Below are 26,301 nucleotides of genomic sequence, written 5' to 3' on the forward strand. Positions count from 1 at the left end.
GCCACATCCTCATACAAGACCATGGCCCGACGCATCCCCGTGGACGACAGGACAGGACACCGCACTGTGCCCGAAACCAGCCGCCGTGCAGATCGCCTCGCAGACCGCATCTCCGGGAACCGCTACGGCAATCGTCCGACCATGAAGGACGTGGCGGCGCGTGCGGGAGTCGGACTGAAGACCGTGTCGCGCGTGGTCAACGGAGAGCCGGGGGTCACACCCGAGACGGAGCGCCGCGTCCAGGAGGCCATCGACGCCCTGGGCTTCCGCCGCAACGACAGCGCGCGGGTGCTCCGCAAGGGCCGTACCGCCAGCATCGGCCTGGTCCTGGAGGACCTCGCGGACCCGTTCTACGGTCCGCTCAGCCGCGCGGTCGAGGAGGTGGCCCGCGCACACGGCGCCCTGCTCATCAACGGCTCCAGCGCGGAGGACCCGGACCGTGAGCAGGAGCTGGTGCTGGCGCTGTGCGCACGGCGGGTGGACGGGCTGGTCGTCATCCCGGCCGGTGACGACCACCGTTATCTGGAGCCGGAGCTGAGAGCGGGCGTGGCCACCGTGTTCGTGGACCGTCCGGCCGGGAAGATCGACGCCGATGTCGTGCTCTCGGACAGCTTCGGCGGCGCCCGCGACGGTGTGGCCCACCTCATCGCCCACGGCCACCGCCGGATCGGCTTCATCGGCGACATGCCCCGCATCCACACGGCCGCCGAGCGGCTGCGCGGCTACCGGGCGGCCATGGAGGACGCGGGGATACCGGTCGAGGACGCGTGGATGTCCCTGGGCGTGACGGACCCCGAGCGGGTGCGCCGGGCGACCGAGGAGATGCTCACCGGCTCCTCGCCCGTGACCGCGGTCTTCGCGGGCAACAACCGGGTGACGGTCACCGTGATCCGGGTGCTCGCCGAGCACTCCCGCCGGATCGCCCTGGTCGGGTTCGACGACATCGAGCTCGCCGATCTGCTGGAGCCGGGCGTCACGGTCGTCGCCCAGGACGCCGCCACCCTCGGCCGCACCGCCGCCGAGCGCCTCTTCCGCCAGCTGGACGGCTCCCTGGTCGTCCCGGAGCGCATCGAGCTCCCGACCCGGCTGATCACCCGTGGCTCGGGCGAACTGGCGCCGACGGACTGAGGGCGCCCGTGGACGACCGCACCCTGGAATCGCTGGGCCTGGCCGACGCTCCGCGCGATCATCCGCTGCTCTACCCGGGCGCGTGGCCGAGGGAGTCCGGCCTCCTGGACGGTGACCGGCTGCTGCCGCTGGACCGTCCGGTGCACGAGGACCGCGTCCCCGTCCTCGCTGTCGGGTCCAACGCCTGCCCGGCCCAGATGCGGCACAAGATGGCCGAGTCGGGCATCACCTCCCCCGTGCCGATGGTGAAGGCCCGGGTCACGGGCATCGAGGTCGGCGTCTCCGCGCATGTGAGCCGCCTGGGGTATGTGTCCGCGTCACCGTTCGAAGCGCCCGGACATGTCCGGGAGTTGTTCGTGACCTGGCTGGATGCCGAGCAGCTCGCGGTCGTCGACGCGAGCGAGGGCGTGCCGCTGCCGGACGGCAACTACGGCCGTGCCTGGCTGCCCGCGCCGGAGGTGCTCGTGGAGTTGGAGGACGGCACCGGCCTTCCCGGCGCGTTCGTGTACGTCAACCGCCACGGTGTCCTGCACGACGGCACTGGCGTTCCGCGCACTCATCCGGGACAGCGTGCCCTGCTCACCGAACTCCTCGCGGGCTCGGCGCGGTTGAGGGAGCTGTTCGGTGGCACACCGGAGGAGTTCTGCTCGCGGGCCCGCGCCGACCGGCGGCTGTGCGCGGCGGGGACGCGGCTGCTCGCCGAGGAGGGGCTGGTGACGGCCTCGGGACTGGAGCGGTACGGGCCGGTTCAGCAGGTCGGGAGTCCGGGGACCGGCTGGTCGTTGTCACCGCCCTGGATGTAGACGTCGCTGATGTAGACGCCCGTGTTGCCGCTGTCGTCGTCCGTCTTGGCCCACCAGACGTTCGTCCAGTCGCCGGAGGTCTCCCGGCGCCCCAGATTCGCCTGGCAGTAGAAGTAGTTGGTGCCCGCGTTCAGGGTGCCGGCCTCGGCGCCGTCGGCGGTGTACGACGTGGTGGTCCGCCAGACCTCGCAGTTGTACTTGCCGCCGCCGACGGACACGCAGGCGGGTGTCGGCGCCGGGGTGGTCTCGCCGCCCCCGCCGGTCGCGCCGCCGCTGTCGGTGCCGCCTCCCGTCGTGCCGCCGCCGGCCGTCTTGGTCGGTGCGGGCGTGGAGTCCTGGCCGCCGGACGTGCCCTCGCCCTTCTCGGACGGCGCCGCCGTCGGGGCGGGTGTCTTCTCGTCGCCCTGCTCGGTGGGCTTGGCGGTGTCGGAGCGGTCGGCGTCCGGGCTGCCGGACGCCGGGGAGGTGGCACCGGCTGATGTGACGGAGGACGTGGGCCGTGGGCCGGCTTGCGTGTCACCGGTGTCGTTCAGCACGGCGACCGCGACTCCGGTTGCCGCGAAGACGGCCACCACGGCCAGCACGGCCGGCAGGACGCGTCCGGTACGGCGGCGGGAGGGGGCCGACGCGGCCACGGGGCCGGTGGGCGCCGAGGGGTCCTGGGCGGCGGGCGTGGCGGGGCCGAAGCCCGGCATCCCCGACCCGGTCTGCGCCGACGAACCGAAGCCCGGTGTCCCCTGGGTCCCCTGTGTCCCCCAACCGGCCTGTCCTTCCTCCCCGGGCTGTGCCGGCGCTTCCGCCCCCTGTGCCACAGGCGCGACGGACTCCGGCGGCCCGAACGCCGACGGCACCGCCGGAGGAACGCCGGGCTGTGCCTCCTCCGGAGGAGCGCCGCTCGCCCGAAGTGTCGTCGTCGGTACGTCCGTCCCCGAACCGTCCGCCACCCGCCGCAGCAGTTCCCGTGCCTCGTCGGCCTCCGGACGGCCCTCAGGCCGCTTGTCCAGCAGGCGTTGGAGCACGGGGCCGAGCGGCCCGGCCCGGTGCGGCTCCGCCGGCGGCTCGGCGACGATGGCGGTGAGGGTGGAGAAGGTCGACGTACGGCGGAAGGGCGCGACGCCCTCGACGGCCGCGTAGAGCGTGGCGCCCAGGGCCCAGACGTCGGAGGCCGGACCGGGATCGGCGCCCTGGGCCCGCTCCGGAGCCATGTAGTCCAGGGATCCGACGAGATGGCCGCTGCGGGTGAGGTGGGTGGCCGAGCCGTCGCCCGGGTCGTCCATCGTGGCGATGCCGAAGTCGGTGAGGACCACACGCCCCGAGTGCTCGAGCAGGATGTTGCCCGGCTTCACATCGCGGTGCAGGACGCCGGCGCGGTGGGCCGCGGCCAACGCGTCCAGCACCTTGGCCCCGATGTCGGCCGCCTCGCGCGCGTCGAGCGTGCCGCGCTCGCGCAGGACGGCGTCCAGCGACGGGCCGTCGATCAGTTCCATGACGATCAGCGGGCGGCCGTCGACCTCGGTCACATCGTGCACGGCGACGACTCCGGGGTGGCGCACCCGGGCCGCCGCCCTCGCCTCACGCTGCATCCGCAGCCGTAGATCGGCGAGTTCGGGGCCGTCCGCGTCGGTGTAGGTGCGCAGTTCCTTGACGGCGACCTCGCGACCGAGGACCTCGTCGACTGCCCGCCAGACCACGCCCATGCCGCCGCGACCGAGCTGGGCCACGACGCGATAGCGCCCGGCCAGCAGTCGACCGGCCTCGTCCGTCTGTCCGTTCTCCCCCGAAGACACCGCTGCCCCGTTCCTGTGACACGCCTTTCGTGCCGTACAGACTACGGGGCGCCAGTGACAGCGCGGTCAGGAGACCTCGGCTGTGACAGCTCCGCTACGTCGTCACTTGGCGGATGCCGTCAGATCCCCGCGCCGGGGCGCCGCGAAGCCCTCCAGGTCGGCCCGGGTCAGCCCGGTCGCGCGCGCGACCTCGGCGATGTCGAGGGCGCCGCAGTCCAGGCCCCGCAGCAGATACCCGCTGAGCGCCTTCGCGGTGGCGGGCTCGTCCATGACGTCGCCGCCGGCCCGGTTGGCGTACCGGGTGAGGCGGGCCGCGGCCTGCTCGAAGCCCTCGCGGTAGAAGGCGAAGACGGCCGCGTACCGGGTCGGGATGTGACCGGGGTGCATGTCCCAGCCCTGGTAGTAGGCGCGGGCCAGGGCGCGCCGGGTGAGGCCGTAGTGCAGCCGCCAGGCGTCGTGGACCTTCTCGGTCGTACCGATCGGGAGGACGTTGGTGGAGCCGTCCGAGACGCGTACGCCGGTGCCCGCCGCCGCGACCTGCATGATCGCCTTGGCGTGGTCGGCGGCCGGGTGGTCGCTGGCCTGGTAGGCGGCGGAGACGCCGAGGCAGGCGCTGTAGTCGAAGGTGCCGTAGTGCAGCCCGGTGGCGCGGCCCTCGGCGGCCTCGATCATGCGGGCGACGGTGGCGGTGCCGTCGGCGGCGAGGATGGACTGGCTGGTCTCGATCTGGATCTCGAAGCCGATCCGGCCGGGCTCGAGACCGCGCGCCTTCTCAAAGGCCTCCAGGAGCCGCACCATGGCGGTGACCTGCTCGGCGTACGTCACCTTGGGCAGCGTCAGGACCAGCCCGTCGGGCAGCCCGCCCGCCTCCATCAGCCCGGTCAGGAAGATGTCGAGGGTGCGGATGCCCCGGTCCCGTACCGGCGCCTCCATGCACTTCATGCGGATGCCCATGTACGGAGCCGCCGTGCGGTTCGCGTACGCCTCGGCGATCAGCCGGGCCGCACGGGCCGCCGCCTCGTCCTCCTCGGCGTCGGGGCGCGGGCCGTAGCCGTCCTCGAAGTCGACGCGCAGGTCTTCGATGGGCTCGCGCTCCAGCTTGGCCCGCACGCGCGCGTGGACGGGCTCGGCGAGGTCGTCCGCGAGGCCGAGGACGGCGGCGAAGGAGGCGGCGTCCGGGGCGTGTTCGTCGAGGGCCGCGAGGGCCTGGTCGCCCCAGGAGCGGATGGTGTCGGCGGTGAAGACGTCACCGGGGACGTAGACGGTGTGGACGGGCTGACGGGTGCCGGGGTCGCCGGGGTAGCGGCGCTCCAGTTCGGCGTCGACCGGCGCGAGGGAGGCGCTGATCTCCTCGCTGACGGCGCCCGCGAGGCTTGTCGCCGCCTTCTCCTGCTGGCCCTGACCCATCCCACACCCTCCTGTTTTCCGCAGTACGGAATCAACAATCCGTAGAACGAAGTTATCCGGGGACCTTCCCGCCGGTCAACACCACTTCCGAACCGGTCCACTCCAGGCTTTCGACATGTTCACGTCCATCTCACATGGCGATAGAACACTTCCGTACGCACGACTCGTCCGGCAGCCCCCACCGAAGGAGCCCCCGTGCCGCAGCACAGCCGAGTCACGCGCCGTCTGGGCCTGAAGACCGCGTTGGCGGCGGCGATCGCCGTCCCGCTCTCCAGTACAGCACTGTCCGGACCGTCCGCCTCCGCGGAGGAATCCCGGTCCGCGAACGGCCGCCTGGAGGTCATGTCCTTCAACCTCCGCTTCGCCAGCACCACCGAACCCAACAGCTGGACCGTCCGCAGACCGGTGATGCGCGAACTGCTGCGCCGCGAGGGCCTCCACCTCATCGGCACCCAGGAAGGCCTCTACCAGCAGGTCAGGGACATCGAGTCGGATCTCGGAGCCCACTACGACTGGATCGGCACCGGACGCGCGGGCGGCAGCCGCGACGAGTTCATGGCGATCTTCTACGACACCCGACGGCTCGCCCCGCTCGAGTACGACCACTTCTGGCTCTCCGACACCCCGAACGTCATCGGCTCCAACACCTGGGGCGGCGGCTCCATCCGGATGGTCACCTGGGTCCGTTTCCGTGATCTGGCCGACGGCGGCCGGGAGTTCTACTTCCTCGACACCCACCTCGACAACGCCAGCCAGAACGCACGCGCGCGTGCCGCCGCGCTGACCGTCCAGCGGATCGCCGGACTGGACCCCTCGCTGCCCCTCCTGGTGACGGGAGACTTCAATGTCGCGGCCCACAAGAACCCGGTCTACGACACCATGCTGAGCGCCGGCCTCGTCGACACCTGGGACACGGCCGCCGAGCGCAGCCCGCTGTACGCGACCTTCCACGGCTACAAGCCGCTGACGCCGGACGGCGACCGCATCGACTGGATCCTGGCCACACCGGGGGTCACGACACACCGCGCGTCGATCAACACCTTCGCCGTGAACGGCCAGTTCCCGAGCGACCACCTGCCGGTGCAGGCGTCGCTGACCCTGGGATGAGCCAGGGCCTGTTCTGAGTTGCCCCGTCGTCCACGCGGAGCGCGGGCGCAGCAGCGTTCGGTGCGCAGGCGAGGCAACTCAGAGCAGGCCCTAAGGCCCCCGCGACCGTCGGCACGGTCGCGGGGGCCTCGTTCAGCGCTCGACGGATCAGCCCTTGCGGGTCTTGATCTCCTCGGTGAGCTGCGGGACGACGTCGAAGAGGTCGCCGACGACGCCGTAGTCGACGAGGTCGAAGATCGGGGCCTCGGCGTCCTTGTTGATCGCCACGATCGTCTTCGAGGTCTGCATACCGGCGCGGTGCTGGATGGCGCCGGAGATACCGGAGGCGATGTACAGCTGCGGCGAGACCGACTTACCGGTCTGGCCGACCTGGTTGGTGTGCGGGTACCAGCCGGCGTCCACCGCGGCACGCGAGGCACCGACGGCCGCGCCGAGGGAGTCGGCGAGCCCTTCGATGATCGCGAAGTTCTCCGCGCCGTTCACACCGCGGCCGCCGGAGACCACGATCGCGGCCTCGGTCAGCTCCGGGCGGCCGGTCGACTCGCGCGGGGTGCGGGCGGTGACCTTGGTGCCGGCGGCCTGCTCGGAGAAGGACACGGCGAGGGCCTCGACCGCGCCGGCGGCCGGAGCGGCCTCCACGGCGGCGCTGTTGGGCTTGACCGTGATGACCGGGGTGCCCTTGGCGACACGGGACTTGGTGGTGAAGGAGGCGGCGAACACCGACTGCGTGGCCACCGGGCCCTCGTCACCGGCCTCCAGGTCGATGGCGTCGGTGATGATGCCGGAGCCGATGCGCAGCGCCAGACGGGCGGCGATCTCCTTGCCCTCGGCGGAGGACGGCACCAGCACGGCGGCCGGGGAGACGGCCTCGACCGCGGCCTGGAGGGCGTCCACCTTCGGGACGACCAGGTAGTCGGCGTACTCGGAGGCCTCGTGGGTGAGGACCTTCACGGCGCCGTGCTCGGCGAGGGTGGCGGCGGTGTCGGCGGCGCCGGCACCGAGGGCGACCGCGACGGGCTCGCCGACACGGCGGGCCAGCGTCAGCAGCTCCAGGGTGGGCTTGCGGACGGCACCGTCCACGTGGTCGACGTAGACGAGAACTTCAGCCATGGGAATGCTCTCCTGCGAATTGCGAGGGCTTGAGGGGGCGTAGGCGGGTGGGCCTCGGATGCCGGGTCGGCCAGGGGGCGACCCCCGGACCCGCAGCGGCTAGATGAACTTCTGGCCCGCGAGGAACTCAGCGAGCTGCTTGCCGCCCTCGCCCTCGTCCTTGACGATCGTGCCGGCCGTACGGGCCGGGCGCTCGGCCGCGGAGTCGACGACCGTATAGGAACCCTCCAGGCCGACCTCCTCGGCCTCCAGGTCCAGGTCGGACAGGTCCCAGGACTCGACCGGCTTCTTCTTGGCCGCCATGATGCCCTTGAAGGACGGGTAACGCGCCTCGCCCGACTGGTCGGTGACCGACACGACGGCCGGCAGCGATGCCTCCAGGGTCTCGGAGGCGGCGTCGCCGTCCCGGCGGCCCTTGACGGAGCCGTCCTCGACGGAGACCTCGGAGAGCAGCGTGACCTGCGGGACGCCCAGGCGCTCGGCCAGCAGCGCCGGTACGACGCCCATGGTGCCGTCGGTGGAGGCCATACCGGAGATGACCAGGTCGTAACCGGCCTTCTCGATCGCCTTGGCCAGCACCAGCGAGGTGCCGATGGCGTCGGTGCCGTGCAGGTCGTCGTCCTCGACGTGGATCGCCTTGTCGGCACCCATCGAAAGGGCCTTGCGGAGCGCGTCCTTGGCGTCCTCGGGGCCCACGGTCAGGACGGTGATCTCGGCGTCGTCGGCGTCGTCGGCGATCTGCAGCGCCTGCTCGACGGCATATTCGTCGAGCTCGGAGAGCAGACCGTCCACGTCGTCCCGGTCGACGGTCAGGTCATCGGCGAAGTGCCGGTCGCCAGTGGCGTCGGGCACGTACTTCACAGTGACAACGATCCTCAAGCTCACGCCGGCTCTCCTACTGCATCGTCATTTTTCGGCTGCCTACTTGCAGGCAGCATAGGCGCCCCAAGCGGCCGATCCCGGTCGGGGCGGCCTGCGCACCGACCGAAATATTACTCGCCAGTACACCCAGTTCCTGCCCGCTAAGCAAGCGCTTTGAACTGTGACCTTTGCAACGCAGCGTAACCGGAACTCGACGGTCCCGCAGAAGAGTCCGGGGCCCGGTCAGTCACGCAGCGCGGTGAACCGCCCCTGGTGGTACACGAGCGGACGTCCGGGTCCCGCGGGGTCGCCGTGGACGACCTCGGCGAGCACGATGCGGTGATCCCCCGCGGGCACGCGCGCGTGCACCCGGCACACGAGCCAGGCGAGGACGTCGTCGAGGACGGGGACCCCTTCCGGCCCCTCCCGCCAGGTGGTGGACGCGCCGAAGCGGTCGGCGCCACTGCGGGCGAAAGTCGCGGCGAGCTCCCGCTGGTGCTCGCCGAGTATGTGCACGCCGACATGCTCAGCCCCGGCTATCGCGGGCCAGCTGGAGGCGCCCGTGCCGATTCCGAAGGACACGAGCGGGGGTTGGGCCGAGACCGAGGTCAGGGAGGTGGCGGTGAAGCCGGCCGGGCCGCTGTCACCGAGCGCGGTGATGACGGCGACGCCCGCCGCGTGCCGCCGGAAGACGGAGCGGAACAGGTCGGTGGTGGTGAGCTGACGGGTGACCAGATCGGGCGTGGTCGTCATGGAGTTGTCCTTCTGCGGGGAGAGCGGCGAGCGGTCCTGGGAGGGTCAACGGCCCGGACAGCGCGCGCTCGCATGGCGGGCCAGGTCTATGTGCACCCGCCCGAAGAGAAGGAGTTCCTGAGGCATAAGGCCAGGGTCACGATAGGTGGTGCGCGCAGTCAAGTACGTCCCGGCATATGGGAGATGCCTCACCGCGCTCAGACCGCCTCCCCCAGGGCCGCGATCACATCCGCCTTGCGCGGCTGACCGGTGGCCCGCCGCACCACCTGACCGTCGGCGTCCAGGACCAGCACGGTCGGGGTCTTGAGGATGCCGAGTCGGCGTACGAGCTCCAGCCGGGCCTCGGCGTCGATCTCGATGTGGGCCACGCCCGGCACCATCTCGGCCACCTCGCCCAGAATCCGCCGGGTCGCGCGACAGGGTGCGCAGAAAGCGCTGGAGAACTGCACGAGGGTTGCGCGCTCGCCGAGATCCTCGCCCAACTCGGCCGCGCCGAGCAGCTTTCCGTCGTCGCGCCCGCGCACCCGCACTCTCCCGTTCCGCCACCGATGCAGCACTCCGTAGGCGCTCGCCACCACGAGCACCGCCACACACACCACAAGTCCGGTCATCGTCTCCTCAAGCATTCACACGACTGCAAAGATTCCCGACGCCCCGAATCCTTTCCGCTGCGGAATGCTTGATTCCCATGGACATCGACGCAAGAGGGCCGCGGTTCGGGGCGGCCGTGAGCACCGTTGTACTGGCGGTCGTTCTGATCACCGGCAGCGCCTGGCTGCTGGCCTGGCAGACGCTGGCATTCGCGCTGGGCGCCGCGGGCGGGGTGAGCCGGTCACCGTACGGCCTGCTCTTCCGGAAGGCCGTGCGGCCCCGGATCGGGCCGCCCACCGAGTTCGAGCCGCCGGAGCCGCCCCGCTTCGCGCAGGCGGTGGGGCTCCTCTTCGCGGGGCTCGGGCTGGTCGGCTACACGGTGGGGCCGCTCTGGCTGGGGCTCGCTGCGACGGGGGCCGCGCTCGCCGCCGCCTTTCTCAATGCTGCATTCGGGTACTGCCTGGGGTGCGAGATGTACCTGCTCATCCGCAGGATTGCGGTACGCACGGAGTAAAGGCGGCGTAAAAGCCCGAGGTGGATCATGGGGTCGAAGTGACGAGGATCTCGCCGTTCACAGGCACGAACACTGGCTGTCCGTCCGTTCTTCGGGCACGATCTGCGAGATGCCGTAAACCTACGGCTGCGTAACTTTCCCGCCGGGAGCCCTTTACCTGGCAGAGAAGGAAGGGTTCACCCCGTCCATGGCAGAGCTTGTCTACCGCCCCGTTATCGGTCTCGCCGTCACGTTGTTCAAGGCGTGGGACCTGAAGATCGACTGCAAGGGGTCGGAGAACATTCCGCGCTCGGGCGGCGCCGTGCTGGTGAGCAACCACATCAGCTATCTGGACTTCATCTTCGACGGCCTGGCAGCGCTCCCGCAGAAGCGCCTGGTCCGCTTCATGGCCAAGGAGTCGGTGTTCCGGCACAAGATCTCCGGACCGCTGATGCGCGGGATGAAGCACATTCCCGTGGACCGCAAGCAAGGTGAGGCGGCGTACGCGCACGCGCTGGACTCGCTGCGCTCCGGTGAAGTCATCGGGGTGTTCCCGGAGGCCACGATCTCGGAGTCGTTCACGCTGAAGAGCTTCAAGTCGGGCGCCGCCCGGCTGGCCCAGGAGGCGGGCGTTCCGCTGATCCCGATGGCCCTGTGGGGCACACAGCGGCTGTGGACCAAGGGCCACCCGAAGAACTTCAAGCGCAGCCACACCCCGATCACCATCCGGGTCGGCGAGGCGATCGAGGCCTCCCGCGACAAGTACGCCGGAGCGATTACGCGCCAACTGCGCGATGCCGTACAGGAACTCCTCGAAGCCGCGCAGCGGGCCTACCCCGTGCGCCCCAAGGACGCCCAGGACACCTGGTGGATGCCGGCGCACCTCGGCGGTACGGCGCCGACACCGGAGCAAGTCCGCGCGGCCGAGGCCCGCTAGCGCTTCGCCGGGACTACTGCTCCGTGCCGCCGGTCGGGGGGCGCACCGTCACCCGCGCCCCCGGGCTGAACTTCTCCAGCAGTTCTACGAGTTCGGCGGCCGCCGCCTCGACGTCGGCGACCGGCATCGGAGCCAGGCTCTCCAGCAGGAAGAGCGCCGAGGTGCTCTCCTCGGTGAGCCGGGTGCGCGGTCCCTGGCGCCAGTTCCAGCGGCGGCAGGTCACACTGGCCTCGTCGCACCACACCACCTCGCCGGCGTCCGGGTGCTCAACGGCCTCCTCACCACCGGCGACGGTCACGAAGTCCTCGTCGCCCGTGGCCCGTACAAGACGCATGCCGCCCTGGATGCGGTCCAGGTCCTCGCCGCCGACGGGGATCAGGTGGGCGACGCTGATGGCGTTGTAGAGGTCGACAAGCACATTGATCCGGGGCAGGCCCGCCTCCGACAACGCCCGCTTGGCCAGCGCCTCCGCCGAGTTGCGGGTCCGCGACGGCTTCGACCCGAACGCCGTGTAGGCCTCCCGCCATGCGGCGATGTGCGCGTCCTCGTGCGGCGCCCGCCCGTCCAGACGTACGGCGAGCCGGCGGGCCGCGTCGTCCAGGAGCGCCGAACTGTCTGCGGTGCTGGGTCCGTTGACGAGGCCGTGCGCCTCGATGGCGATGTGCGTGAAGCCGGGTACGAGGTCGCGCACCTCATCGGACACGGTCAGCGTGAGAGTCATGGTCGGCCTTGCCTCAGAGTGCGGTGGGGAGCGTCTGCCACAGGTGCGGCCGGTCACGCGCCGCCTTGAGGGCGTCGAGCACGACCGGGTGTGATTCAGCGTACAACACCGGGTAGTCCATCTCATTGGACTCAGGGTCGGGCACGAAGGCCAGCCGCTCGCCGTCGAGGGAGAACTGGGCGTCCACGCCGGGCTTATTGCCCCTGGGATCCTGCCGATGCCAGGCGCCGTTGAACCGGACGGCGACAAGACCGTGCACCACCTCGAACCGCTGGTAGCAGAGCGCCGTCGGAATGTCCTCGGCCCGCAGCAGCGCCGCCAGGGCGTGCGCCTTGGCGTAGCAGATACCCGTGCCCTGCTCCAGGACGTCCGAGGCACGCCAGGTGACCCGTAGGTCGCCGGAGTCCTGCGAGTGCGGGATGGCGTCACGCACGTACTCGAAGGCGGCCCGCGCATAGGCATACGAGTCAACAGCCTCCTTGGCGAGTCGGGCCGCAGTCGCCCTTACCACCGGATGCTCATGGTCAATAACCTCGTCGGCGGCCAAGTAGGCGGACAGGTCAGGGTTTTCCTGGATCAGCTGCATACCTGCGGAGCCTAGATATGCAGGTCGAGGCAAGTCAATGAATTTTCTAAGCTCCGCATACCTATGCAGTACACGATCGGTTGAAGAACGGCTGAAGACCGCCGCAACCAGACATCCGAGCACAACCGTTGCACCCCGCCGTCGGTCTCGGCCACCGGCAGACCGTCGACGAGGGGGAATTCATGAAGGACCAGCAGACCGGGCCGACACGACGTGTGAGATACCGGCTTCTCGCGGGCGTGCTCGCCGCGGGTGCCCTGGCGGCGGTCGGAGTCGGGCCGGCGCACGCCGTCTCCGACCAGTTGTGGATCAGCGTGCCGTCCGAGACGGTGCTGCCCGGGCCGGACGCGGACGGCAGCGCACCTGAGCGGAACCTTGCGGTGGACGTCACCCACGACAACCTCGACAACAGCGTGCCGGGCGGGCAACTGACGGTGGACGCAAGCGAGATCGCCGCCTTCGCGCGGGTGTCGTGGCCCGCCAACTGCGTGCCCGAGTCGGACGTCAGGGCGCTCTGCACCTTCCCGGAGATGCCGGCCGGGACGGAGCGCGTGCCGGCCGCCGAGCTCGGGCTCCGCGCGCTGCCGGACGCGGACCTCGGCGCGTCGGGGTCCTTGCGCTACACGGCCGGCGCCGGGGAGCTGACCTCGAGCCCGGCGGAGACCCTGATCACCCTCGGCAACGGACCGGATCTCGGCCTCAGCCAGGCCGAGAACCAGCGCGGGCTCACTCCGGGCACGGCCACCCGCGTACGGGCGACGGTCGCCAACAACGGCAACCGCGCCGTGGATCGCACGCTGCTGTCGCTCTACGCCTCCTACGGGCTGCGGTTCAAGGAGCGGCACGCCAACTGCGAGTACCAGGAGCAGGACACCGGTACGTTCGCGCTGTGCGTGCTGGACGAGGCGGTGGCTCCGGGTCAGCAGTACGCGCTGGTGACCGAGCTCGGCGTCGGGCGCAGGGCGCTGTACGAACGGTTCGACCACTCCGTCCTGCCCTATTCGGACGCGGCGCTGGAAGAAGCCCGCGGCGACGGGGCGTGGACCCGGGGAACGGGCGCCGAGCTGAACCTGCGGCCCATGACCGGGCAGCCGGCCGCGGCCGCGGAGAACGACCTCGACCTGTCCGACAACTACCGGACCGTCATCCTCGACGCCAAGAACACCGCCGACCTGAAGCTCACCGGCAGCAGGGTGCGCGGGGCCGTCGGAGACACGGTCACCGCCCGGGTGACCGTGTCGAACCGCGGCCCGGCCTGGGTGGCGTCGCTGGGCGTCGGCGCGCCGGTCGCCGTTGTGCGCTTCCAGGCGCCGGAGGGCACCAAGGTGCTCGACATGGACGAGTGCTGGTCGTCGGAGCCGGACGATCCCGGCCCCGTGACCGACTACTTCTGCGCGACGCCCGTCTGGCTGCACGACGGGTCGTCCCACACCTTCGAGATCCCGCTCCAGATCGAGCGGGTGGTACGCGGTGCCCGGGCGACCGTCTCCACCGTCAACGACATGCCTGAGCTGGAGATCAGGAAATTCGATCCGAACCTGCGCAACAACACGGCGGCGATCGTCGTCAACGGCTGAACGGTGAGGAGGGAGGAGACGGCCTAACGCGCCATCTCCTCCTTCAGCGCCGCCACGAACCCGTCCACGTCCTCCTCGGTCGTGTCGAAGGCGCACATCCAGCGCACGTCGCCCGCGGCCTCGTCCCAGAAGTAGAAGCGGAACCGCTTCTGCAGGCGCTCGCTCACGTCGTGCGGGAGGCGCGCGAACAGGGCGTTGGACTGCACCGGGTAGAGGAGTTCGACGCCGTGTACCGCGCGCACGCCCTCCGCCAGCCGCTGGGCCATCTCGTTGGAGTGCCGCGCGTTGCGCAGCCAGAGGTCCTTGGCGAGGAGCGCCTCCAACTGGACCGACACGAAGCGCATCTTGGAGGCGAGCTGCATGGACAGCTTGCGCAGATGCTTCATGTGGCTGACGGCGTCCTGGTTGATGACGACGACCGCCTCGCCGAACAGCGCGCCGTTCTTGGTCCCGCCGAGGGAGAGGATGTCGACGCCGACCGCGTTGGTGAAGGTCCGCATGGGCAGGTCGAGCGAGGCCGCCGCGTTGGCGAGGCGGGAGCCGTCGACGTGGACCTTCATGCCGTGCGCGTGGGCGTGTTCGCAGATGGCGTGGATCTCGTCGGGCGTGTAGACGGTGCCGAGTTCGGTGCTCTGGGCTATGGAGACGACCTGCGGCATGGCCCGGTGCTCGTCCTCCCAGCCGTACGCCTGCCGGTCGATCAGCTCGGGCGTGAGCTTGCCGTCGGGTGTGGGCACGGTGAGCAGCTTGAGGCCGCCCATGCGCTCGGGAGCGCCGCCCTCGTCGACGTTGATGTGCGCGCTCTCGGCGCAGATCACCGCGCCCCAGCGGTCGGTGACCGCCTGGAGCGCCACGACGTTGGCGCCGGTGCCGTTGAAGACCGGGAACGCCTCGGCGGTGGCGCCGAAGTGGCTGCGGATGATCCGCTGGAGGTTCCCGGTGTAGTCGTCCTCGCCGTACGCGACCTGATGGCCGCCGTTGGCCAGGGCCAGGGCGGCGAGCACCTCGGGGTGGGCCCCGGCGTAGTTGTCGCTGGCGAAACCGCGGATCTCCGGGTCGTGGTGGCGACGAGCCTGCGTAAAAGCGGTCTTCGGAGGGTTCACGGCTTCTCGGTGAGCCACAGACGGTGTCCGTTCACTTCTGCGGCGGGCTTGTCCCAGACGTCGACGACGGCCTCGGCCAGGTCCTTGACGTCCGTGAAGCCCGCGAACTTCGCGTTGGGTCGCTCGGCGCGCATCGCGTCGTGCACCAGCGCCTTCACCACCAGGATCGCAGCGGCCGCGTTCGGGCCCTGCTCGCCCCCGGCCTTGCGGAAGTAGTCGGCCGTGGCCAGCGTCCACGCCTCGGCGGCGGCCTTGGCGGCGGCGTAGGCGGCGTTGCCCGCGGTGGGCTTGGTGGCACCGGCCGCGCTGATCAGGACGTACCGGCCGCGGTCGCTGCGCTGCAACGCCTCGTGGAAGGCGAGGGAGGTGTGCTGCACCGTGCGGATCAGCAGCAGCTCCAGGAAGTCCCAGTCGTCGAGATTGGTCCTGGTGAAGGTCTCGCTGCCGCGCCAGCCGCCGACGAGGTGCACCAGGCCGTCGATCCGGCCGAAGTCCTTCTCGATGCGGGTGGCCCAGTCGTGGGTGGACTGGAGGTCGAGCAGATCGACCGTGTCGCCGACGACGGTGGCGCCGCCGTGCGCGTAGCTGGCCGCGTCCACGGCCTCCGCCAGCCGCTCCGGGTCGTTGTCCGAACCGACGACGGTCGCGCCTGCCTCGGCCAGCCTGAGCAGCGCCGCACGCCCGGCGGGTCCGCCCGCGCCGGCCACCGCGATCACCGCACCGCTGAGAGCTCCGTTCGCCATGATCTTCGCCTCCTGAGCCACGTTCTTGGTGCGGTCGCTCACGCGGCGACCCGCTCGGCGGTGTCCCCGGTGATGCCCCGAGTCGAGGCAATCACGTTCTTGAGCTTCTTGGACAGTGCCTCATAGAACATGCTCAGCGGAAACTCGTCCGGAAGCACGTCATCGACGAGCTTGCGCGGCGGCAGGGTCAGGTCCAGGGCCTCGGGACCCTTGGCCCACTTGGAGCCGGGGTGCGGAGCCAGGTAGGTGGAGACCAGCTCGTAGCCCTTGAACCAGTGGACGAGCTTGGGGCGGTCGATGCCGTCGCGGTACAGCTTCTCGATGTCGGCGCACAGCTGGTTGGTGACCTGGGGTGCGCGCTGCCAGTCGATGAAGAGCTTGTTGTCGGTCCAGCGGACGACGTCGTGCTTGTGGAGGTAGGCGAAGAGGAGCTGGCCGCCGAGGCCGTCGTAGTTGCGGACGCGCTCACCGGTGACCGGGAAGCGGAACATCCGGTCGAACAGCACCGCGAACTGCACGTCACGGGCCTGCGAGACACCGTCGGCCTCCAGCTGCACGGACTCCCTGAAGGCGGTGAGGTCGCAGCGCAGCTCTTCGAGGCCGTACATCCAGAACGGCTGGCGCTGCTTGATCATGAACGGGTCGAAGGGCAGGTCGCCGTGGCTGTGGGTGCGGTCGTGGACCATGTCCCACAGGACGAAGGCCTCCTGGCACCGCTTCTGGTCGTGGACCATGGCGGCGATGTCGGCGGGCAGGTCGAGGCCGAGGATGTCGACGGCGGCCGCGGTCACGCGACGGAAGCGGGCTGCCTCTCGGTCGCAGAAGATGCCGCCCCAGGAGAAGCGCTCGGGGGCCTCGCGCACGGCGATGGTCTCCGGGAAGAGGACGGCGGAGTTGGTGTCGTAGCCGGCCGTGAAGTCCTCGAAGGTGATGCCGCAGAACAGCGGGTTGTCGTAGCGGGTGCGCTCCAGCTCGGCCAGCCAGTCCGGCCAGACCATGCGCAGGACGACCGCTTCGAGGTTGCGGTCGGGGTTGCCGTTCTGCGTGTACATGGGGAAGACGACCAGGTGCTGGAGGCCGTCCGCGCGATGCGCGGCGGGCTGGAAGGCCAGCAGCGAGTCGAGGAAGTCCGGCACCTGGAAGCCGCCGTCGGACCAGCGGCGCAGATCCTCGACGAGGGCCTCGTGGTAGGCGCGGTCGTGCGGGAGCAGCGGCGACAGCTCCGCGACGGCGTCGGTGATCCGGCGTACGGCGAGTTCGGCGTCCGCGGATTCCGGGGCGCCCTCGGTCTCGAAGTCGATCGATCCGTCCTTGGACTGCCACGGCCGGATCTGCTCCACGGCATCCTTGAGGACGGGCCATGCCGGGTGCTCCACCACCCTGGCCACGGGAGGAACCTGACCCTCCACACCCACCTGCACAAGAATTTCCGTCATACCTCACCCTCCACGGGAGAACCTCGCGTAAGGACACCGTATGCATACGGGGTTTCCTCCAGCAAGTGGATCCTCGGGAAAATATCCTGCCTGAACCCCATCGTCACCGAACTTTTTCCTGTCAGATGCCGCGACGGCGATTACTTCGGCTGTGAGCGGGCAGACGGGACTCGGGATCGACGACTGCCTGCGGTCAATCCGCACAGGACTCGCCCACGCCCGGGTGACCGTGCGGGGGCCCGGGCAGGCAGGTTCGCCGTGCGCTGCACGCCAATCCCCGGTGAACGTGCGGGTACATCGCGGGTAGGGGCCGTTAGGCTGCGGCCCTGCCGCGCGAAACGTCCGCTCCGTTTCGCGCGTGCCCGAGCCGCCGTCGACGGAAGCGAGTTGGAACCTTGAACTTCCTTACCATCGGTCACCGCGGAGTCATGGGTGTCGAACCCGAAAACACCCTCCGTTCCTTCGTCGCCGCCCAGCAGGCCGGCCTCGATGTCATCGAACTCGATCTGCACCTGAGCAAGGACGGCGCCCTCGTCGTCATGCACGACGCGGACGTGGACCGCACGACCGACGGAACCGGCCCGATCGCCGAGCAGACCCTCGCCGAACTGCGCGCCCTGGACGCGGGCCGCGGGGAGCGCGTGCCGGTCTTCGAGGAGGTCCTGGACGCGGTGAAGTGCCCGCTTCAGGCCGAGATCAAGGACGAGGCGGCGGCGCGTGCGCTCGCCGAGGTCATGCACCGGCGGGATCTGCTCGGCCGGGTCGAGGTGTCCTCGTTCCACGACGAGGCGATCGCCGAGATCGCCCGGCTGGTGCCCGGGGTGCGCACGGCGCTCATCGGCAGCCGCTTCGGCACCGACATCGTCGACCGTGCCGTAGAAGCCGGTGCGCGGACGGTCTGTCTCAACATCCGCCGGCTCACGCTGGAGGTGGTGGAGCACGCGCGGAAGGCGGACCTGAGGATCATCGGCTGGGTGGTGAACACACAGGACCACCTGCGTCTCGTACGGGCTCTGGAGCTCGACGGCGCCACCACCGACTACCCGGAGATCAAACGCACCGGCCGCTTCACGGCGTAGCGGTCAGGCGAGTTCCTTGACCAGCAGCTCGAACTGAAGGTCATCGCGCTGGGGAATGCCGAAGCGCTCATCGCCGTACGGGAACGGCGTCATCCGTCCCGTACGGCGGTAGCCGCGCCGCTCGTACCAGGCGATGAGGTCGTTGCGTACGGAGATCACCGTCATGTGCATCTCGGTGGCGCCCCAGTCCGCACGGACGGCGCGCTCCGCCTCGGCGATGATCACCTTGCCGAGACCCTCGCCCTGGACTCGCGGGCTGACCGCGAACATCCCGAAGTAGGCGTGGTCCCCGCGGTGTTCGAGCTGGCAGCAGGCGATGACCTCGCCGGCCCGCTCGACGGTCAGCAGCCGGCTGTCGGGCGACTTGATCACGGCCCGCACACCCTCCGGGTCGGTCCGCTGCCCTTGAAGGATGTCCGCCTCGGTGGTCCAACCGGCCCGGCTGGAGTCACCGCGGTACGCCGACTCGATCAGTGCGACCAGTGTGTCCACATCGGCGTCGACTGCGTCTCGAAACGTCAGTCCGGTGGCTGCGGTCTCCATGGGGGACGACTCCGATCTCCGGCGCGGCTCAGGCACGGACGAGGGTAACGCAGCCACTAGGCTCCGGATGCATGGTGCATGTACTGAGCAGCCGTATCCTCCTGCGACCGACCGATCCCGAGCGGTCCCGGATGTTCTACGGCGAGCAGCTGGGCCTGTCCGTCTACCGCGAGTTCGGTACCGGGCCGGAGCGCGGCACGGTCTACTTCCTCGGCGGCGGCTTTCTGGAGGTCTCCGGACGGTCCGACACTCCACCGTCCCCGGCCGTGAAGCTGTGGCTCCAGGTCGGGGATGTGGCCGCGGCGCACGAGGAGTTGCGGGCGAAGGGCGTCGAGGTCGTGCGGGAGCCGGTGAAGGAGCCGTGGGGGCTGATCGAGATGTGGATCGCCGATCCGGACGGAACGCGGATCGTGCTGGTGGAGGTACCCGCGGACCATCCGATCCGGTACCGGCCGGGGATCTGAGCGGGCAGCGCTGAGCAGGGCAGCGCCCCAAAGGGGCGCGGGGCTGTATCACTACGCGGCTGCGCCGCGCGGGCGCGGCCAGCCACGACGGCCCCGCAGACGATCGACGGCCTAGCGCGGCACTTCCCGGCGGCACCCCCCGCGGAGCGCCCAGCAGCGATCCGTGCGGGTCAGTTCGCGGAATCCCGCCGCGAGCAGGTGGTCGAGCATCGCGGTGTCGGTGGCGGATTCGTAGGCGAGCAGCCGGTCCGCGCCGCACAGGCGCAGCCAGTCGGCGGCCTGGGCGAGGAGCCGGCGCTCCAGGCCCTGGCCGTACCGGGCCGGATCGTGCAGATTGCCGATGTCGGCCAGGCCGGCGGCACGGGCCTGGCGTTCGGGGCGGGCCAAGGCCGTGTCGACCTCGATGAAGCCGAGGGTGCCGCCGTCGGCGTGCGCGGTGAGACGGGTGCCGCACTCCCCCAGGGTGCGCTCGACCGTGACGTCCGGCCAGGGTTCCGGGTCCGGCAGGTCGGCCACCCGCGCCAGGAGGATCACCTCGGTGTCCCCCACGTGCCGGAAACCGGCGCGTTCGTAGACGCCGCGGATGTGCGGCCAGTTGCGGGGCAGGCCGTAGACGGCGGGGGCGGGGATCTCGCCACTGGCGTAGCGGGCGCGGACTCCCCAGCGCGCCAGTCGGGCGAGGCAGGCGCTCATCAGCAGGTCGGCGGCGTCATCGGCGTCCGGCCGGAACGAGGCCGGCGGGTGACAGACGAACCAGTCGATCTCACCGATGTCGCGATATCCCTCGCCCACCTCGGAGTCGTCGCGGTACCGCAGCAGATGCGCGGCGGCCACGACGTGGTCGCGCTGCTCGACGACAAGTGTCGTCCGCTCCCGCACCCATGGGTCGGTGATGAACTCGTCCGGCTGTCGCTCCAGGCTGCTGAGGACCGTGTTCACCGAGACGGAGACACCGGGTACGACGGCGGCGACATGCGCGTTGATCAGGTCGGTGAGCTGGTCGCGGTCGGCGCGACGGAAGGGGCGCACGGTGGGCGCGGGCATGCGGGACCTCCGGGAGAACGTGCCGGGCTGGAGGCCGCCATGCGATGCGGTACGGGGCCGAGCGTACGTCGGCGGCCGCGCAGGGCACCAGTGGATTCGCGTCGGATGGCCGGACACCCGGGCCGGGCATAGCGTGCCGAAGGGGGCTCCCGCGGCTGCCTTACGGAAGGGAACGCCATGAAACTCGACAAGCCGGTGCCCGGCGGGCCCTGCTGGACGGAACTGGGGACCAGTGATGTGGCCGGCGCCCGGCGGTTCTACGCGGAGCTGTTCGGCTGGCGCTCCGAGACGGACCCACGCCAGGAGGCCGGCGGCTACACGGTTGCCCACCTCGGCGATTCCGCGGTCGCCGCGCTGACCCCGCTGTACCAGGAGGGCCAGCCCGTCGCCTGGAACGTGTCGTTCGCGGTGGCGGACGTCGACGAGGCGGCGCAGCAGGTGGCGGGGGCCGGCGGGACGGTCCTGGTCGGGCCGATGGACGTGTTCGACGTGGGGCGGTTCGCGGTGGTCCTCGATCCCACCGGTGCGGCCTTCCAGTTGTGGCAGGCGCGGGCGTTCCCCGGCGCCGGGCTGTTCAACGCGCCCGGGGCGCTGGGCTGGGTGGAGCTGCTGACCCGGGCCCCGGAACGGGCCGAGTCCTTCTACACGACGGTGTTCGGCTGGAGCGTCAACTCCTCGGCGCACTACACGCAGTGGGGCATCGACGGCGCCGACTTCGGCGGTATGACGACGATGGACGACAAGTTCCCGCCCGAGGTGCCGCCGCACTGGCTGCCGTACTTCGCCGTGGCCGACGTGGACGTCACCGCGGCCACCGCGGCGGGGGCGGGCGGCACGGTTCTCATGGAGCCGACGTCCGTGCCGGACGGGCCGCGGATCGCGGTGCTGCGGGATCCGCAGGGGGCGGTGTTCGGGGTGTATCTCGCGGGAGACGAGGGCTGAGGGGACGGCAAACGCCGGGTCGACGGCCCTGGCGTCGGCTTGCAAGGTGGACGACCCCACCGCCCTGATCAGACGCGCAGGCCGCCCAGCCGCCCTTCCAGCTGCGCGAGCAACTCGCCCAGCAGACCGGCGAGTTCGCCCTTCGACGGGGTGTCCAGGCCGGACAGTACGGTGGTCTCGTAGGCGAGTTGCTCCGGCAGGATCCCGTCGACCAGCTCCCGGCCCGCGTCCGTGAGGCGGACGTGGGTGACGCGGCGGTCGCGGGTGTCGACCCGCCGCTCCACCAGGTCGCGCTCGGTCAGCTGCTTGAGGCGCTTGGTGACGGCGGCGCCCGAGGAGAAGGTCTCGCGGGCCAGTTCGCCGGGGGTCAGCTCGTGCCCCGTGCGGCGCAGCGCGCCCAGCAGGTCGAACTCGGGGCGGTTGAGCCCGACCCGGCGCAGCGGGGCGTCCTCGGCCTGCTGGAGGAGCGCGGCGCACCGGTTGATACGGCCGATGATCTCCATGGGGCCGGTGTCGAGGTCGGGGTGCACGGCCCGCCACTGCCGGACGACCGCCGCGAGCGTGTCCCCCTGCGGCACACCGGCGCCGGCCTCTCCGTTCGTTGCCGTCATGGCCGTACGTCCTCCGTCGTCGGTTCGCTCTGTCCCACCCGTCCTACCGTCGCGGCGAGCGTACGGTGTCCCGCCTGCTCGGCGAGCACGACCCGCTCCTCGGGCCGGGCGCGCTGCCACCACTCGCCGGCGGCGGCGTCCGCGGTGGCACGCAGCTCGACGAGCGCCGCGGTGAGGTCGTGCCGCGCGGATGCCAGGGCGCCGGGGGCCGTGTGCGGCTCCGCGAGGAGGCGGGCGGCGCGTTCGCGGGCGCGCTCGACCACGGTCAGCGCGTGCTCGACGCGGTGGCCGGCCCGCCGGTTGGTGACGGCGACGGCCGCGGCGAAGCCGACCAGCGCGCCGACCAGGGTGTCCACGACCCGCTCGGTGATGAGCCGTCCGGGCTCCTGGAACCCGGTGAACTCGGTGATGAGCAGCGCCATCGGGGTCACGCAGATGCTGCCGAGCCAGTAGTTGCGGCCCATCAGCGCCTCGGCCCCGAAGTTGCAGGCGAGGCAGCACAGGACGAGGGCCGCCGGACCGAGGTGGGCGAGGGGCACGACGGCGGCGAAGAGGAGGACACCGACGAGGTTGCCGACGACGCGCTGAACGCCCCGGCTCCAGGTGAGGGTCGTGTTGGCCTGGTAGAGCGCGGCCGCGGTGACCAGGGCCCAGTACGGGCGGCCGATGCCGAGCGCGAGGGAGGCGTATCCGGCGAGGGCGCAACCGAGGGCGGTGCGTACGGCAATGGGGGTCAGCGGGCCGAGTCCGCGCCGCAACAGGCTGCGCTGAACGGTGAGTTCGGCGTCCGCGGCCGGCGCGCCGACCTGGGGAACCGGTCCGGTGCCGCGCAGGTCGCGGGCCCAGCCGCGCAGTCGCGCCGGGTCCGTGTCGGCGGGTGCGGCGAGGGCGATCTCGGCGCGTACGACGAGCTGTTCGAGGGCGCGCCGGGGCGCGGTGCGGGCTCCGGCGGAGAGCAGTGACTGCCGGGCCGTGTGCACGGCTGCGGCCGCGGCGGCGCGGGCGTGGCCGTCTCCCGTGCGGTGTGCGTCGGCGTGTGCGGCGGCTGCGTTCAGTGCGTGTGCGACGGCGCGGCGCTCCGGGCCGTGCGGGCGGACCAGTCCGGGCGCCATGGCGACGAGCCAGGCCCAGACGCCGGCTGCCAGGCCCAGCGCCAGGTGGCCGGGGACCTGGCCGAGGGTCTGGGGCGCGAACAGGGCGGCGGAGCTGATGAAGGTGAGGACGACGTTGCCCGGCGGGCCGATGCGGGTCGCGTCGCAGAGGACCTTCTGCACGGCGGCGAGCAGCGCGCCGACGGCGACCAGGGCGACGGTGTTCGTGGTGAGCGAGGCGGTGACCAGAGCGACGGCGAGGCCGCCGAGCATGCCGAGCACGACCCAGGCCAGGGCTCGGGCCCGGGCTGCGTAGGGGCGGTTGTGGGCGTACAGCGCGCACAGGGACCCGGCCATCGTGTACATGGCCAGATCGAGGCGGTCGAGCGCCAGCAGGGTCAGGTTGGGCGGGGCGACCGCGGCGACCGCGCTGAGGGCGGGCTTGAACCAGATGCCGGAAGGGCGGCCGAGGCGCAGCACTCCGGCGAGCGGGATTCGGGGGGTGGAGGTCGCACAGCTCATGCCTATAACGTTAGCAGGTGTTTTACCCGTGAAACATATCGCTCACCATGCGTGCCCCCTCGAATGCCCCCCGCGTACACCCTTGCGCTCGCATGCGCGCCGCCTGCCCCGGGCATCCCATGACCGACCGTCCGACGTCGAGCGGGGAGGCGCGTGTGCACGGACCGGCTTCGCCCGGCTGGCTGCTGGTCGCGCTGTGCGCGGCGACCGGCGCCTACTGTCTGCTGCGCATGCGCAGCAGCGTCGAGGAGCAGCGCCGTGCCGCGGGCGGCGAGGCTCTGATGGGTTTCGGCATGGCCGCGATGGCCGTACCGGCCGCGGTGTTCACACCGCCTTCGTGGGCGTGGCCCGTGTACGCGGCCGTGTTCGGCGGGGCCGCGCTGCACGCGCTGTGGGCGGCGCGGACGAACGCCCACCATCTGCACCACCTGGTGGGCGCCTCGGCCATGGTCTACATGGCGCTCGCGATGGCCGTCTCGCCCGGTCGGCACGGCGACTCGGGGGTCCCGCTCGTCACGGGGGCGCTGCTGGCGTACTTCGTGGGGTACGTGCTGGTGTCCGGTACCCGGCTGGCGCCCGTCGCCGCCGCCGGCGGCGGGAGCGTCGGGTGGGGTGACCGGCCGGAGTTGTCGCGGGCCTGCCGGCTGTCGATGGGGATCGGGATGGTCGCGATGCTGCTGACGCTCTGACGTACCGGCTGTATACGGCCGTGGTCTGCGTCACTTCGACGGGGCAAGCCGTACCCCTGGGCGTTCCGCCGCTCATAGGGTGCTCGCATGATGGTCCCCGCGGCACTGTTGCTGCTCGGCGCCCTGACCGCCGTGGTCGCCCCTCGGCTGCTCGCCCGGGCCGACTGGCCGGACCGTGAACCCGTGGTCGCCCTGTGGGTGTGGCAGTGCGTGGTGGCGGCGGTGCTGCTGTGCTGTGCGCTGTCGATGACGCTCAGCGCGGCGGCGGCCTGGCAGGCGGTGCGCGGTCATGTGTTCGCGCCCGCACCGCACGCCGTGGTGGAGGCCTACGCGTTCGGTGCCACCGGCCCCTGGGCGGCCACGACCGCGACGGCGCTCGCGCTGGGCGGGGTGTGGACCGCGGCGATGCTGGTCCGCGAGGTCCTACGGGCCCGAGTACGGCGTCGGCAGAGCGGGGCCGAACTCCTCTTCCGCGCCCCGCAGTTGCCCGGCGAGGAGCCCGACAGTCGTCGGCTGGTCGTCCTCGAGGGCGAGCGTCCCGACGCCTGGTGGCTGCCGGGTGCGGCGCCCCGGCTGGTCGTCACCACCGCCGCGTTGCGCCGGCTGAAGGGCCGGCAACTGGACGCCGTACTGGCCCATGAGGAGGGCCATGCGCAGGCGCGGCACGACTGGCTGCTGCACTGCTCGGCCGCGCTGGCGGGCGGGTTCCCGCAGGTGCCGGTGTTCGCCGCCTTCCGCGCCGAGATGCATCGGCTGGTCGAACTCGCCGCCGACGACATGGCCTCCCGACGCTTCGGCCGACTGACCACAGCTCTGGCGCTCGTGGAGCTCAACGAGGACCGGGGCGTATTCGGCCCCTGCCCGACCCCGCAGGCCCATGTCCCACACCGCGTCAACCGCCTGCTCACTCCCCCGACCCGACTCTCACCCGCCCACCGCCTGCGCCTCACGGCAACGGCCGCACTGGTGCCCCTCGTGCCGGTACTGGTGACGTTCGTACCGGCACTGCGGACGCTGGGCTGAGCATGCGGCCGCCCCGGAAGCCGGCCACGCTCCGACGCTCGTGGAACTCAACGAGGACCCGGGCCTGTTCGCCCCTGCCCGCCGCCTGCGGCACACGGCAGTGGCCGCGACCGTGCCGGTCGTGCCCGTACCGGTGACGTTCGTACCGGCACTGCGGACGCTGGGCTGAGCATGCGGCCGCCCCGGAAGCCGGCCACCGCTCCGACGCTCGTGGAACTCAACGAGGACCCGGGCCTGTTCGCCCCTGCCCGCCGCCTGCGGCACACGGCAGTGGCCGCGACCGTGCCGGTCGTGCCCGTACTGGTGATCTTCCTACCGGCACTGCGGACGCTGGGCTGAGTCTTCGGATCCAGCGGCGCGTCAAGCGGCTGAGCATTCAGCGGCCCCGGGATTGGCCTCTCGCCCCGCTGGTCGGCGAGGATCGCAGCATGCACACCCCGTCCGTCGACTCCCCGCCCCGTCCGCCCGACCACCGGCGTACCGTCCGTGCCGCCGCTGCCCTGGCGGCGTCCTCGGTGCTGCTGCTCGTTCTGGTCGCGTCGGAGTGGGGTCCGCTGATCGCGCTCGACGGCGACGTCGCGCGCACCAGTCACCGGTGGGCGGTCGACGGTCCGGGAACTACGCAGGCGTTCCGGATCCTCACGGACTGGGTCTGGGATCCGTGGACGATGCGCATCCTGTGCACGGCCGTCGTGGTGTGGCTGGTGTGGAGACACCGGGCCTGGTGGACGGCCCTGTGGCTGGCGGTCACCGTGGCGCTCGGCACCCTGGTGCAGCAGTCCCTGAAGGCGGCCGTCGGCCGCGCCCGGCCGGTCTGGCCCGACCCCGTCGACTCGGCCCACTACGCGGCCTTCCCGTCCGGCCACGCCATGACCGCCACGGTCGTCTTCGGCCTCCTGCTGTGGCTCCTGCACCGCTACGAGCCCGCCCGCACCCTGTGGCGTACGGCGGTGGCGGTGGCGGTGATCTCCGTGGTCGGCGTCGGTCTGACCCGCGTGTGGCTGGGCGTCCACTGGGCCTCGGACATCGTCGGCGGCTGGCTGCTGGGCGCGACGCTGGTGGCCCTGGCGGTGCTGGCGCACCGGCGGTGGCTTGCGTGACCGCGCGGAACGTGGTGTTCCGGCCATGGGCGGCGATCTTCCCGCCCGGG

General features: G+C 71.3%; 29 protein-coding genes. 14 read left to right on the forward strand and 15 right to left on the reverse strand.

Annotated elements, in window-relative coordinates; translation table 11 throughout:
• The first annotated feature begins 21 nt into the window (after positions 1–21).
• Both ACIHFB_RS04285 and ACIHFB_RS04290 read left to right on the forward strand, forming a co-directional pair.
• The gene (locus ACIHFB_RS04285; protein ID WP_365269789.1) at positions 22–1,128 is read left to right on the forward strand and encodes a LacI family DNA-binding transcriptional regulator; all 1,107 of its coding nucleotides are present in this window, start codon (positions 22–24) and stop codon (positions 1,126–1,128) included.
• Positions 1,129–1,136: 8 nt separating this feature from the next.
• Positions 1,137–1,931, forward strand: coding sequence for a hypothetical protein (locus ACIHFB_RS04290; RefSeq protein ID WP_400125132.1), 795 nt, complete (start codon positions 1,137–1,139; stop codon positions 1,929–1,931).
• On the opposite strand, the gene ACIHFB_RS04295 is transcribed toward ACIHFB_RS04290, so the two are convergent.
• Both ACIHFB_RS04295 and ACIHFB_RS04300 read right to left on the reverse strand, forming a co-directional pair.
• Positions 1,877–3,718 (reverse strand): protein kinase, encoded by a 1,842-nt coding sequence (locus ACIHFB_RS04295; protein ID WP_400125133.1) that lies wholly within the window; start codon positions 3,716–3,718, stop codon positions 1,877–1,879. The two genes, ACIHFB_RS04290 and ACIHFB_RS04295, sit on opposite strands and share 55 nt — an antisense overlap.
• Positions 3,719–3,820: 102 nt before the next feature.
• Entirely contained in the window at positions 3,821–5,125 is a 1,305-nt protein-coding gene (locus ACIHFB_RS04300; protein ID WP_400125134.1) for a DUF6986 family protein, read from the reverse strand.
• A gap of 195 nt (positions 5,126–5,320) precedes the next feature.
• Between ACIHFB_RS04300 and ACIHFB_RS04305 the strand changes: the two genes are divergently transcribed.
• Positions 5,321–6,232: an endonuclease/exonuclease/phosphatase family protein gene (locus ACIHFB_RS04305; protein ID WP_365269801.1), complete on the forward strand. Its 912-nt coding sequence runs from the start codon at positions 5,321–5,323 to the stop codon at positions 6,230–6,232.
• Between the two features lie 147 nt (positions 6,233–6,379).
• Here ACIHFB_RS04305 and ACIHFB_RS04310 read toward each other — a convergent pair whose 3' ends face one another.
• From ACIHFB_RS04310 to ACIHFB_RS04325, 4 genes are all read right to left on the reverse strand, one after another.
• On the reverse strand, positions 6,380–7,342 hold the full coding sequence (locus ACIHFB_RS04310; RefSeq protein WP_365269804.1) for an electron transfer flavoprotein subunit alpha/FixB family protein: 963 nt from the start codon (positions 7,340–7,342) through the stop codon (positions 6,380–6,382).
• 99 nt (positions 7,343–7,441) lie between these two features.
• Positions 7,442–8,227, reverse strand: a complete 786-nt coding sequence (locus ACIHFB_RS04315; protein WP_365269807.1) for an electron transfer flavoprotein subunit beta/FixA family protein — start codon at positions 8,225–8,227, stop codon at positions 7,442–7,444.
• Positions 8,228–8,446: 219 nt separating this feature from the next.
• Positions 8,447–8,956, reverse strand: a complete 510-nt coding sequence (locus tag ACIHFB_RS04320) for a flavin reductase family protein (protein WP_400125136.1) — start codon at positions 8,954–8,956, stop codon at positions 8,447–8,449.
• Positions 8,957–9,153: 197 nt separating this feature from the next.
• Positions 9,154–9,567 (reverse strand): TlpA family protein disulfide reductase, encoded by a 414-nt coding sequence (locus tag ACIHFB_RS04325; RefSeq protein ID WP_400125138.1) that lies wholly within the window; start codon positions 9,565–9,567, stop codon positions 9,154–9,156.
• Positions 9,568–9,644: 77 nt separating this feature from the next.
• On the opposite strand from ACIHFB_RS04325, the gene ACIHFB_RS04330 reads away from it, so the two are divergent.
• Both ACIHFB_RS04330 and ACIHFB_RS04335 read left to right on the forward strand, forming a co-directional pair.
• Complete coding sequence (locus ACIHFB_RS04330; protein ID WP_400125140.1) at positions 9,645–10,061, forward strand: DUF4395 domain-containing protein; 417 nt, start codon at positions 9,645–9,647, stop codon at positions 10,059–10,061.
• A 187-nt stretch (positions 10,062–10,248) separates the two neighbouring features.
• Complete coding sequence (locus ACIHFB_RS04335; protein ID WP_365269819.1) at positions 10,249–10,977, forward strand: lysophospholipid acyltransferase family protein; 729 nt, start codon at positions 10,249–10,251, stop codon at positions 10,975–10,977.
• A gap of 13 nt (positions 10,978–10,990) precedes the next feature.
• Here ACIHFB_RS04335 and ACIHFB_RS04340 read toward each other — a convergent pair whose 3' ends face one another.
• Complete coding sequence (locus ACIHFB_RS04340) at positions 10,991–11,698, reverse strand: phenylalanine--tRNA ligase beta subunit-related protein (protein ID WP_365269822.1); 708 nt, start codon at positions 11,696–11,698, stop codon at positions 10,991–10,993.
• 13 nt (positions 11,699–11,711) lie between these two features.
• The gene (locus ACIHFB_RS04345; protein WP_400125142.1) at positions 11,712–12,284 is read right to left on the reverse strand and encodes a transglutaminase domain-containing protein; all 573 of its coding nucleotides are present in this window, start codon (positions 12,282–12,284) and stop codon (positions 11,712–11,714) included.
• Positions 12,285–12,466: 182 nt separating this feature from the next.
• On the opposite strand from ACIHFB_RS04345, the gene ACIHFB_RS04350 reads away from it, so the two are divergent.
• Positions 12,467–13,861 carry a hypothetical protein gene (locus ACIHFB_RS04350; RefSeq protein ID WP_400125144.1) on the forward strand — a complete coding sequence of 465 codons (1,395 nt, stop codon included), beginning with the start codon at positions 12,467–12,469 and terminating at the stop codon, positions 13,859–13,861.
• 23 nt (positions 13,862–13,884) lie between these two features.
• Here ACIHFB_RS04350 and ACIHFB_RS04355 read toward each other — a convergent pair whose 3' ends face one another.
• The 3 genes from ACIHFB_RS04355 to ACIHFB_RS04365 are packed head-to-tail and all read right to left on the reverse strand — an operon-like array spanning position 13,885 to position 17,143.
• Positions 13,885–14,964, reverse strand: coding sequence for a threonine aldolase family protein (locus ACIHFB_RS04355; protein WP_400125146.1), 1,080 nt, complete (start codon positions 14,962–14,964; stop codon positions 13,885–13,887).
• Entirely contained in the window at positions 14,961–15,707 is a 747-nt protein-coding gene (locus ACIHFB_RS04360) for an SDR family NAD(P)-dependent oxidoreductase (RefSeq protein ID WP_400125603.1), read from the reverse strand. Before ACIHFB_RS04360 ends, ACIHFB_RS04355 begins: the two co-directional genes overlap by 4 nt.
• Positions 15,708–15,745: 38 nt before the next feature.
• Positions 15,746–17,143: a DUF6421 family protein gene (locus ACIHFB_RS04365; RefSeq protein ID WP_365269833.1), complete on the reverse strand. Its 1,398-nt coding sequence runs from the start codon at positions 17,141–17,143 to the stop codon at positions 15,746–15,748.
• A 395-nt stretch (positions 17,144–17,538) separates the two neighbouring features.
• On the opposite strand from ACIHFB_RS04365, the gene ACIHFB_RS04370 reads away from it, so the two are divergent.
• Positions 17,539–18,222 carry a glycerophosphodiester phosphodiesterase family protein gene (locus tag ACIHFB_RS04370; RefSeq protein ID WP_365269836.1) on the forward strand — a complete coding sequence of 228 codons (684 nt, stop codon included), beginning with the start codon at positions 17,539–17,541 and terminating at the stop codon, positions 18,220–18,222.
• Between the two features lie 3 nt (positions 18,223–18,225).
• Here the strand turns inward: ACIHFB_RS04370 and ACIHFB_RS04375 are convergent, their stop codons facing one another.
• Entirely contained in the window at positions 18,226–18,765 is a 540-nt protein-coding gene (locus ACIHFB_RS04375; protein ID WP_365269839.1) for a GNAT family N-acetyltransferase, read from the reverse strand.
• Positions 18,766–18,836: 71 nt separating this feature from the next.
• Between ACIHFB_RS04375 and ACIHFB_RS04380 the strand changes: the two genes are divergently transcribed.
• Positions 18,837–19,229, forward strand: a complete 393-nt coding sequence (locus ACIHFB_RS04380) for a VOC family protein (protein ID WP_365269842.1) — start codon at positions 18,837–18,839, stop codon at positions 19,227–19,229.
• 111 nt (positions 19,230–19,340) lie between these two features.
• Here ACIHFB_RS04380 and ACIHFB_RS04385 read toward each other — a convergent pair whose 3' ends face one another.
• Positions 19,341–20,273: an N-acetyltransferase gene (locus ACIHFB_RS04385; protein ID WP_400125150.1), complete on the reverse strand. Its 933-nt coding sequence runs from the start codon at positions 20,271–20,273 to the stop codon at positions 19,341–19,343.
• Between the two features lie 177 nt (positions 20,274–20,450).
• Between ACIHFB_RS04385 and ACIHFB_RS04390 the strand changes: the two genes are divergently transcribed.
• Entirely contained in the window at positions 20,451–21,215 is a 765-nt protein-coding gene (locus ACIHFB_RS04390; protein WP_365269847.1) for a VOC family protein, read from the forward strand.
• 68 nt (positions 21,216–21,283) lie between these two features.
• Here the strand turns inward: ACIHFB_RS04390 and ACIHFB_RS04395 are convergent, their stop codons facing one another.
• Complete coding sequence (locus ACIHFB_RS04395) at positions 21,284–21,826, reverse strand: MarR family transcriptional regulator (RefSeq protein ID WP_365269850.1); 543 nt, start codon at positions 21,824–21,826, stop codon at positions 21,284–21,286.
• Positions 21,823–23,439 (reverse strand): FUSC family protein, encoded by a 1,617-nt coding sequence (locus ACIHFB_RS04400; protein WP_400125153.1) that lies wholly within the window; start codon positions 23,437–23,439, stop codon positions 21,823–21,825. The genes ACIHFB_RS04395 and ACIHFB_RS04400 overlap by 4 nt, the downstream gene beginning before the upstream one ends.
• Positions 23,440–23,594: 155 nt before the next feature.
• Here ACIHFB_RS04400 and ACIHFB_RS04405 point away from each other — a divergent pair, with 155 nt between their 5' ends.
• The 5 genes from ACIHFB_RS04405 (at position 23,595) to ACIHFB_RS04425 (ending at position 26,251) form a co-directional block, all read left to right on the forward strand.
• Positions 23,595–24,128, forward strand: coding sequence for a DUF5134 domain-containing protein (locus tag ACIHFB_RS04405; protein WP_400125154.1), 534 nt, complete (start codon positions 23,595–23,597; stop codon positions 24,126–24,128).
• Positions 24,129–24,215: 87 nt separating this feature from the next.
• Positions 24,216–25,151: a M56 family metallopeptidase gene (locus ACIHFB_RS04410; RefSeq protein ID WP_365269858.1), complete on the forward strand. Its 936-nt coding sequence runs from the start codon at positions 24,216–24,218 to the stop codon at positions 25,149–25,151.
• 40 nt (positions 25,152–25,191) lie between these two features.
• Positions 25,192–25,320, forward strand: a complete 129-nt coding sequence (locus tag ACIHFB_RS04415) for a hypothetical protein (RefSeq protein WP_400125156.1) — start codon at positions 25,192–25,194, stop codon at positions 25,318–25,320.
• Positions 25,321–25,322: 2 nt separating this feature from the next.
• The gene (locus ACIHFB_RS04420; RefSeq protein WP_365269860.1) at positions 25,323–25,490 is read left to right on the forward strand and encodes a hypothetical protein; all 168 of its coding nucleotides are present in this window, start codon (positions 25,323–25,325) and stop codon (positions 25,488–25,490) included.
• 89 nt (positions 25,491–25,579) lie between these two features.
• Complete coding sequence (locus ACIHFB_RS04425; RefSeq protein ID WP_400125158.1) at positions 25,580–26,251, forward strand: phosphatase PAP2 family protein; 672 nt, start codon at positions 25,580–25,582, stop codon at positions 26,249–26,251.
• The last annotated feature ends 50 nt before the right edge of the window (positions 26,252–26,301 follow it).

The organism is Streptomyces sp. NPDC051963 (genome assembly GCF_044593495.1).
Lineage (GTDB): Bacteria > Actinomycetota > Actinomycetes > Streptomycetales > Streptomycetaceae > Streptomyces.

Coding starts and splice junctions, on each gene's coding strand:
- ACIHFB_RS04285 (WP_365269789.1), top strand. CDS start 22: ATGGCCCGACGCATCCCCGTGGACGACAGGACAGGACACCGCACTGTG.
- ACIHFB_RS04300 (WP_400125134.1), bottom strand. CDS start 5,125: ATGGGTCAGGGCCAGCAGGAGAAGGCGGCGACAAGCCTCGCGGGCGCC.
- ACIHFB_RS04310 (WP_365269804.1), bottom strand. CDS start 7,342: ATGGCTGAAGTTCTCGTCTACGTCGACCACGTGGACGGTGCCGTCCGC.
- ACIHFB_RS04320 (WP_400125136.1), bottom strand. CDS start 8,956: ATGACGACCACGCCCGATCTGGTCACCCGTCAGCTCACCACCACCGAC.
- ACIHFB_RS04325 (WP_400125138.1), bottom strand. CDS start 9,567: ATGACCGGACTTGTGGTGTGTGTGGCGGTGCTCGTGGTGGCGAGCGCC.
- ACIHFB_RS04330 (WP_400125140.1), top strand. CDS start 9,645: ATGGACATCGACGCAAGAGGGCCGCGGTTCGGGGCGGCCGTGAGCACC.
- ACIHFB_RS04335 (WP_365269819.1), top strand. CDS start 10,249: ATGGCAGAGCTTGTCTACCGCCCCGTTATCGGTCTCGCCGTCACGTTG.
- ACIHFB_RS04340 (WP_365269822.1), bottom strand. CDS start 11,698: ATGACTCTCACGCTGACCGTGTCCGATGAGGTGCGCGACCTCGTACCC.
- ACIHFB_RS04345 (WP_400125142.1), bottom strand. CDS start 12,284: ATGCAGCTGATCCAGGAAAACCCTGACCTGTCCGCCTACTTGGCCGCC.
- ACIHFB_RS04350 (WP_400125144.1), top strand. CDS start 12,467: ATGAAGGACCAGCAGACCGGGCCGACACGACGTGTGAGATACCGGCTT.
- ACIHFB_RS04360 (WP_400125603.1), bottom strand. CDS start 15,707: ATGGCGAACGGAGCTCTCAGCGGTGCGGTGATCGCGGTGGCCGGCGCG.
- ACIHFB_RS04365 (WP_365269833.1), bottom strand. CDS start 17,143: ATGACGGAAATTCTTGTGCAGGTGGGTGTGGAGGGTCAGGTTCCTCCC.
- ACIHFB_RS04375 (WP_365269839.1), bottom strand. CDS start 18,765: ATGGAGACCGCAGCCACCGGACTGACGTTTCGAGACGCAGTCGACGCC.
- ACIHFB_RS04380 (WP_365269842.1), top strand. CDS start 18,837: ATGGTGCATGTACTGAGCAGCCGTATCCTCCTGCGACCGACCGATCCC.
- ACIHFB_RS04385 (WP_400125150.1), bottom strand. CDS start 20,273: ATGCCCGCGCCCACCGTGCGCCCCTTCCGTCGCGCCGACCGCGACCAG.
- ACIHFB_RS04390 (WP_365269847.1), top strand. CDS start 20,451: ATGAAACTCGACAAGCCGGTGCCCGGCGGGCCCTGCTGGACGGAACTG.
- ACIHFB_RS04395 (WP_365269850.1), bottom strand. CDS start 21,826: ATGACGGCAACGAACGGAGAGGCCGGCGCCGGTGTGCCGCAGGGGGAC.
- ACIHFB_RS04400 (WP_400125153.1), bottom strand. CDS start 23,439: ATGAGCTGTGCGACCTCCACCCCCCGAATCCCGCTCGCCGGAGTGCTG.
- ACIHFB_RS04410 (WP_365269858.1), top strand. CDS start 24,216: ATGATGGTCCCCGCGGCACTGTTGCTGCTCGGCGCCCTGACCGCCGTG.
- ACIHFB_RS04420 (WP_365269860.1), top strand. CDS start 25,323: ATGCGGCCGCCCCGGAAGCCGGCCACCGCTCCGACGCTCGTGGAACTC.
- ACIHFB_RS04425 (WP_400125158.1), top strand. CDS start 25,580: ATGCACACCCCGTCCGTCGACTCCCCGCCCCGTCCGCCCGACCACCGG.